Raw genomic sequence first — 6,441 nt, forward strand, 5'->3', positions numbered from 1 at the left:
CCCGCCCGAACAGCGCCCCGCCCAGCCGAAGCCGGTACCCGACCACCACGTCGGCCCGTTCCCGCCCGGCCTCTCGGATGATCTCCGGCAGCCGGTGCGCGCCGAACCGGGCGTCCGGGTCGATCAGGAAGATCCGCTCCGCGTGGGTGCATTCCAAGGCGAAGGCGACCCCTGTCCGCACGGCCGACCCGCGTTCCGCGCCGGGGGTCTGGTAGGCGACCCGCACCCGGCCGGGGAACCGGGCGGCCAGCCGTTCCGCCATCCGGCCCCCACCCCGCTCACCGCCTGAGCCGTCGCCCGGCTCGTCGCGCGGGCCGGGGCCGGTGTGGTCGGCGACGATGATCACACAGTGCTCCGCGTCCTCCATCGTGGCGAGGAAGTCCTCGACGGTGGCCGCGAGGCCGGCTTCGTCGAGGCATGCGGGCATCACAATGGCCACGCTCACGCGAAACCCCCCAAATCACAAAAGCCCCAGTTACTTCACGACTCCCCGAAGAGCCGCCACACATATCCGACGTGTAGCAAGCCGGCGGATACCGGCCGACAGTATGCATGGGACAGGACCGCACCTCACCGAACACGCCGGACAACAGACCCTGTTGGCGGAAGGGGCGGCATTTCCGGGATTTCATGCCTGCTGGATGGGCTGGCGGATAACGTTTCCCGGGCGGGGGAGATCGTTCACCGGGTACGAAGAGATCCGCACGTCAGCCCCACGACCCCGGCCGTGGCGGCCCCTCTCCACCCGCCTGCCCGGGGTCGTATCTGAGTCTTGCAGGCCGTCGCGCATTCCGGATGAAAGACGGTTCATTCGCAAGTCGCAAATAACGTCATCTGGTACTGTTTAGCCGGATTATTACATCAGAAACGTAATCGTGCTGTGACATGTCCACTTTATTCTTCCTGAGAGATCCGCAGCGGCTCACAGGTGGAAAGGGAGTCGTGCGCCTGGCGGCCGGGCGGGTGACGCGTGTCCAGCGAAAGTGCTCGCCCCGGAAAACGGGCCGGGCCCGCCATAACGGGTGCGGTAGGGGGAGCGATGACGTTCGTGCAGATGGTCGTGCTGCTGGCGGTACTCGGTTCAAGTGCTCTGGCCGTCTACCTCGCCGGGCGCTGGACCGTTCCAGAAGGACATGTGGGCGTGGTCCGCCAGATCCGGGGCCCCGCGCACGGCGATCCGCGTTTCCGCCGGGTCACCCCCTACCGGGCCCGGGGGATCCACGCCGCCACCCTGCCCGCCGGACGGACCACCTGGCTCATGCCCGGCTTCTGCACGGTCGAGTTCGTGCCCTGGGTACGCGTCCCGGAAGGCAGGATCGGCCTGGTCACCGCGCTCGAAGGGAGCAGGCGACCGGCCGAGCGGCCGTTCGGCATGCCGGTCGAGTGCGACGACTTCCAGGACGGCGTGGCCTTCCTGTGCGGCGGTGGCGAGCAGGGTAGGCAGGTCGCGACGCTGCCGGGCGGCGCGTCGTACCGGATCAACACGCTGCTGTTCGAGATCGAGACCGTGCCGCGCACCTACGTACCGCCCGGTACGGTCGGGCTCGTCCTGGCCGGCGCGGGCCTGCCCCTCCCGCCGGGCAGGCCGTTCGCGCGGTACGTGGCGTGCGACGACTTCCAGGACGGCGCGGCCTTCCTGCGCGGCGGCGGCGAACGCGGCAGGCAGCCGGCGATCCTCCCTGGAGGGGCTCATTACGACATCAACCGGGCGCTGTTCGAGGTGATCACCACCGAGGACGCCGACATGCGCAACGACGAGACCGCCGCCCGGCAACTACGGGAGATCGCGATCCCGCCACGGCACGCCGGAGTGGTGATCACCTCGGCGGGCGTCGAGCCGGGGGAGGGGGAGCCGGTCGGGCCCCGGATCGAGGGGCATGACGGCTACCGCCTGCCGTGGGTGTTCCTGGAACGCGGCGGGCGGCGCGGGGTGCAGCGGGAGACCCTTCCTGAGGACTCGGTTCACCCGCTCAACCCGTGGTTCGCGGCGGTGATGCCGATCCCGGTACGCCCGCTGACCGTGCGGTGGGGCCATGGCGCCTGTGACCTGGAACTCCCGCCCATCGAACTCGTGGTGGAGGGCGGCGCGCCGCTGCGGCCCAGGCTGGCGCAGACCCTGCGCGTCCCGCCGGAGGCCGCGCCCGGGCTGGTGGCGGAGTTCGGCGGCCTGCGCGAGGCCGACCGCGACTGCCTGGGCGGCCTGCTGGAGGACCGGCTGACCATCAGGCGTTTCGCGGCGGACGTGCTCGGCCCCATCGTGGCGGCCTGCTTCGCCGAGTTCGCTGCGGGGGCCGCCGTCCCCGGACCGGCGACGGGCACGGCAGGCGTTCGTGCCCGGCTGGAGAGCCGGATCGGCGAGGCCCTGCGGGTCTGGGGAGTCGAGGCGATCCGCATGGATTTCGCCGGTTTCGAGGCCGTCCGGTACGGCGCGGCGGTCCCGGCCGGTTCGTTCGCCTCATTCGGACAGGGTCTTGGCCTCCCGGCCGTGGACGATGATCGCGTACAGGACCAGTACGTCGACCGCGATGATGACCAGTGACCACCACGGGTTCACCGCGAGCCAGATGAGCTGGGTGATCGCGTTGATCACCACCAGCACGGTCGCGACCGCCCGCGCCCAGGTCTCGCCGATCGACAGCGCGATGCCGGTGGCCAGCAGCAGCACGCCGAAGATCAGGTGGATCCAACCCCAGCCGGCGAGGTTGAACAGCAGCAGGCGGGACGGGGTCTGCACGTAGAGGTCGCTGTTCACGATGGCGTAGAGGCCGCTGACGATGTTGAAGATGCCCACCATGATCAAGATGATCCCGGCGAACCACACCCAGCCGACCCAGCCTGTGATGGCCTGCCTTGGATGTCCGGATTGATAGGTCATCGCGTTTCCCCCTCGAACCTGCTCCACACCGCGTCGGGGGTCGCGCGGTGCCGGTGAATGGTGATACTTTCTATATCGGCGACCTTAGCAACGCGTGCCGGACTCGACCGGAGGCGCGGACAAAGGTACGGATGTGTTTGCCCAATGCCGGATTTACCGGCACGCCGCGGGCGACTTTGCCGAAACCTGGTGCGGTCCTAGGCGGCGGCGTAGCGTGGTTGCCATGGCCAAGGTTCGGCTCTCCGGTGCGCAGGCCACGATGCTGGCCACCCTCTACGGCAGAGCGGTGGACGCGCGATCCTCTCGTTCGGTCCTGCACGACACGGCGGCCCTTGATGCGGTCGAGCGGCTGGAGTTCGACTTCGCCACGACCGGGATGCGGCGCGGCGACGAGGTCAGCGTCGCGCTCCGCGCCGGTCACCTGGACGCCTGGACCCGCGAATACCTGGCCGCCCACCCCCAGGCCACCGTGCTGCACCTCGCGTGCGGCCTCGACAGCCGGGTGCGGCGGGTCGATCCCGGGCCGGGCGTCCGCTGGTACGACGTCGACCTCCCCGACGTGATCGACCTGCGCCGCCAGGTCTTCCCCGAGCCGCCGGGCGGCCGGTACGAGCTGATCGCCTCCTCGGTGACCGACCCAGCCTGGCTCGCGGACGTACCCGCCGACCTGCCGGTCCTGGTGGTCGCCGAGGGCCTGACGATGTACCTCAAACCGGACGAGGGCGCGGCGCTGCTGCGCCGGATCGTGGACCACTTCCCTTCGGGGCAGTTCGTGTTCGACGCCTTCAGCAGGCGGGGCATCAAGTTGCAGAAGCTGAACGGGCCGGTGCAGGCCGCCGGGGCGACCCTCTACTGGGGCGTCGACGACCCGGCCGAGCTGGAGGCGGTCTACCTGGGGCGGCTGCGTTGTGTGACGGAGATGAGCGCGTTCGATCTCGATGGGTACGACCGGGTGCCGGCCCGGTTGCGGGTGGTGGCGGCGATCGGCAGGTGGGTGCCGCTGATGCGGGACATGTCGCTCTTCTACCGGTTGGAATTCTGATCCGGTTTCGGGTGCCCGGCGCGGGCCGGGCCCGGTTTGGAACGAAACACTCAGCAAACCCGGAGGCTGGAGCGCTGGTACGGTGTCGCTCGGCGACGTAGCGTGGTCGAGGTCTGACCGATAGGCGGCCTGTGCGGCCGCCCGAGCGTGGAAGGGGACGGATGGCCTCCCAACCGAGCAAAGCGGGAGGTCGAGGAGGTCGGGTGCGCTGGCTCGTCATCATCGCCGCTGCCGTGGTGGTGGCCGTGGTCGCCACCGTGATCGTCGTCCGCTCCCAGCAGTCCGGCGGGCCGGGTGGCCAGAGTGCTCAGGGGCCGCGTCTGACGCCGCCGTCCGGCGCGTGGTGGGGCATGTACGTGCCGCCGCCTCAGGAGGGCACGCTGCTGTCGGCGATCACCGGCATGGAGCAGACCATCGGCCGCCGACTGGACATCGTGTTCACCTATCACGACATGTCGGCCACGGGCAACGGCATGCTGCTGAAGGCCGACGAGCCGCAGATCGGCCAGGACCGCATCCTCCTGCTGAGCTGGGAGGCCAAGATCTGGTCGGAGAACCGCGACATCCCCTGGCGGCAGATCGCCGACGGCACGCTCGACGCCACGGTCATCGACCCGCAGGCCCGGCGGGTCAAGCAGTACGGCAAGCCGGTCATGATCGGCTTCGACGGCGAGATGGAACGCAAGACCGGCAGCGGCGAGCCCGCCGACTACGTCGCCGCCTACCGGCACATCCACGACCGCTTCAAGGCGCTGGGCGTGACGAACGTGGACTGGGTGTGGGCGGTCACCGGGTACCAGGAGTACCGCTCCACTTGGAAGTCGTTCTATCCCGGGCACGAGTACGCCGACTGGATCAGCTACGACCCCTACAACTTCGGGCCCTGCCGGGACGCGCCCTGGAAGAGCTTCGAGGAGACCTTGAAGCCCACGTACGACTGGTTCCAGGAGAACGGGTTCTCGGAGAAGCCGATCGTGATCGGCGAGTACGGCACGGAGGCCGACCCGGACCGTCCCGACGCCAAGGCCGAGTGGTATCGCGGCATTCCGGATGCGCTGGTCAAGATGCCCAACATCAAGGCGTTGTTGCAGTGGAACGCGGTCCTTGAAGACCAGCGCGGGTGCGACTTCCGCCTTCAGGGGCCGGGCGTGGTGGAGGCGTTCGGGGCGGCGGGCAAGCACGCTCACGTCAACCAGCCGTTGCCGTAGGTCGTTCTGGGGGCGGCTGGACAGGTAGGAAATTTCCTACCTATAGTGGGTCGCATGAACATCACCCATGCACAGTTCGTGACCCTGCCCGTCGCCGACCAGGACCGCGCCAAGGACTTCTACGTCGGCACCCTCGGCTTCGACGTGGTCGCCGACCAGCGGATGGGGCCGGTCCGCTGGCTCCAGGTCGCGCCCAAGGGCGCGCAGACCGCCTTCACGCTGGCCGCCGCCGAGCAGGGCTTCACGCCGGGCAGCTCCCGGGGCATCATGCTGCAGACCACCGACCTGGACGCCGACTGCGCCCGCCTCGCCGAGGCCGGGGCGGCGGTGGAGGGCCCGGCCGACCAGCCGTGGGGACGCCAGGCGACCGTCACCGACCCCGACGGCAACGCGTTCATCCTCACCGCCGCCGGCGCCTGATTCGCGATGGCCCACGCCGATGTGATCGGGGCGGCCGAAGACCGGGTGTTCGCGGCCCTGGCCAGTCCCGTGCGCCGCGAAGTACTGCGGATGCTGCGCGACCAGGGGCCGCAGCCGGTCGCGGAGATGGCCGGGCACTTCGACATGGCCAGGCCCAGCTTCTCCGAGCACCTGCGGGTGCTGCGCGAGGCCGGGCTGGTCAGCGAGCGCAAGGTGGGCCGCCGGCGGTACTACCGGCTGGAGGCGGTGCCATTGCACGAGGTGCAGGAATGGCTCAACCCGTTCGAGCGGTACTGGCGGGAACGGCTCGCCGGGCTGCGCGACGTACTCGACTCGCTGCCTGACGACCCGGAAGGGGCTTCTTCCTGATGAACGATACGGACATGCCGATCACGATGGACGCCGACGACCTGACCACCGTACGCGTCGATCAGTTCCTGGCCCATCCGCCGGGGAAGGTGTGGCGGGCGCTGACCGAGCCGGAACTGCTCGCGCGCTGGCTGATGCCGGGGGATTTCCGGTTGGAGGTCGGGCATCGGTACACGATGGAGGCGGCGGCGGTGCCGGTGACGGGGTTCTCCGGCACTGTGCTGGCCGAGGTACTGGGGTTCGAGGCCGGGCGGATGCTGCGGATCGGCTGGCGGGACGCGGATCCGGCGGGCGGGATCGAGGTGGACTGGACGATCACCTGGACCCTCGAATCGGAGGGCACCGGCACCCGCCTGTTCCTGGTCCACGAGGGGTTCGACCCAGACCACCCGCTCCAGCAGAAGGCCCGCGCCATCATGGGCGGCGGCTGGCGCACCGGCGTGATGCGCAGCCTCCGCACCATCTTGGATGCCATGTAGCCCTGTTTCGACGGCAAGGCGGGGGAGCGGGCCCGTATGTGCGGGGGC

Annotated in this window: 8 protein-coding genes; 6 read left to right on the top strand and 2 right to left on the bottom strand. The window is 69.6% G+C overall.

Annotated elements, in window-relative coordinates:
* Positions 1-445 (bottom strand): glycosyltransferase family protein (locus tag C1I98_RS33380; protein WP_199537407.1); only part of this gene is annotated, 445 nt, incomplete at its 3' end.
* Positions 446-1,039: 594 nt separating this feature from the next.
* On the opposite strand from C1I98_RS33380, the gene C1I98_RS33385 reads away from it, so the two are divergent.
* Positions 1,040-2,539, top strand: coding sequence for a hypothetical protein (locus C1I98_RS33385; RefSeq protein WP_146607795.1), 1,500 nt, complete (start codon positions 1,040-1,042; stop codon positions 2,537-2,539).
* Here C1I98_RS33385 and C1I98_RS33390 read toward each other — a convergent pair.
* Complete coding sequence (locus C1I98_RS33390; RefSeq protein WP_111171332.1) at positions 2,456-2,875, bottom strand: DUF7144 family membrane protein; 420 nt, start codon at positions 2,873-2,875, stop codon at positions 2,456-2,458. The genes C1I98_RS33385 and C1I98_RS33390 overlap by 84 nt on opposite strands.
* Positions 2,876-3,098: 223 nt before the next feature.
* On the opposite strand from C1I98_RS33390, the gene C1I98_RS33395 reads away from it, so the two are divergent.
* The 5 genes from C1I98_RS33395 to C1I98_RS33415 all read left to right on the top strand — a co-directional run bounded on the left by C1I98_RS33395 (position 3,099) and on the right by C1I98_RS33415 (position 6,393).
* Complete coding sequence (locus C1I98_RS33395) at positions 3,099-3,917, top strand: class I SAM-dependent methyltransferase (protein WP_111171333.1); 819 nt, start codon at positions 3,099-3,101, stop codon at positions 3,915-3,917.
* A gap of 203 nt (positions 3,918-4,120) precedes the next feature.
* Positions 4,121-5,125 (top strand): glycoside hydrolase family 26 protein, encoded by a 1,005-nt coding sequence (locus tag C1I98_RS33400; protein WP_111171334.1) that lies wholly within the window; start codon positions 4,121-4,123, stop codon positions 5,123-5,125.
* 54 nt (positions 5,126-5,179) lie between these two features.
* Positions 5,180-5,545 (top strand): VOC family protein, encoded by a 366-nt coding sequence (locus C1I98_RS33405; RefSeq protein WP_111171335.1) that lies wholly within the window; start codon positions 5,180-5,182, stop codon positions 5,543-5,545.
* A 6-nt stretch (positions 5,546-5,551) separates the two neighbouring features.
* Positions 5,552-5,914 (top strand): ArsR/SmtB family transcription factor, encoded by a 363-nt coding sequence (locus C1I98_RS33410; RefSeq protein ID WP_111171336.1) that lies wholly within the window; start codon positions 5,552-5,554, stop codon positions 5,912-5,914.
* A complete protein-coding gene (locus C1I98_RS33415; RefSeq protein ID WP_111171337.1) occupies positions 5,914-6,393 on the top strand; it encodes an SRPBCC family protein in 480 nt (159 codons plus the stop codon). The genes C1I98_RS33410 and C1I98_RS33415 overlap by 1 nt, the downstream gene beginning before the upstream one ends.
* Positions 6,394-6,441: the final 48 nt, after the last annotated feature.

It is taken from the genome of Spongiactinospora gelatinilytica, assembly GCF_003236385.1.
Taxonomy (GTDB): Bacteria; Actinomycetota; Actinomycetes; order Streptosporangiales; family Streptosporangiaceae; genus Spongiactinospora; species Spongiactinospora gelatinilytica.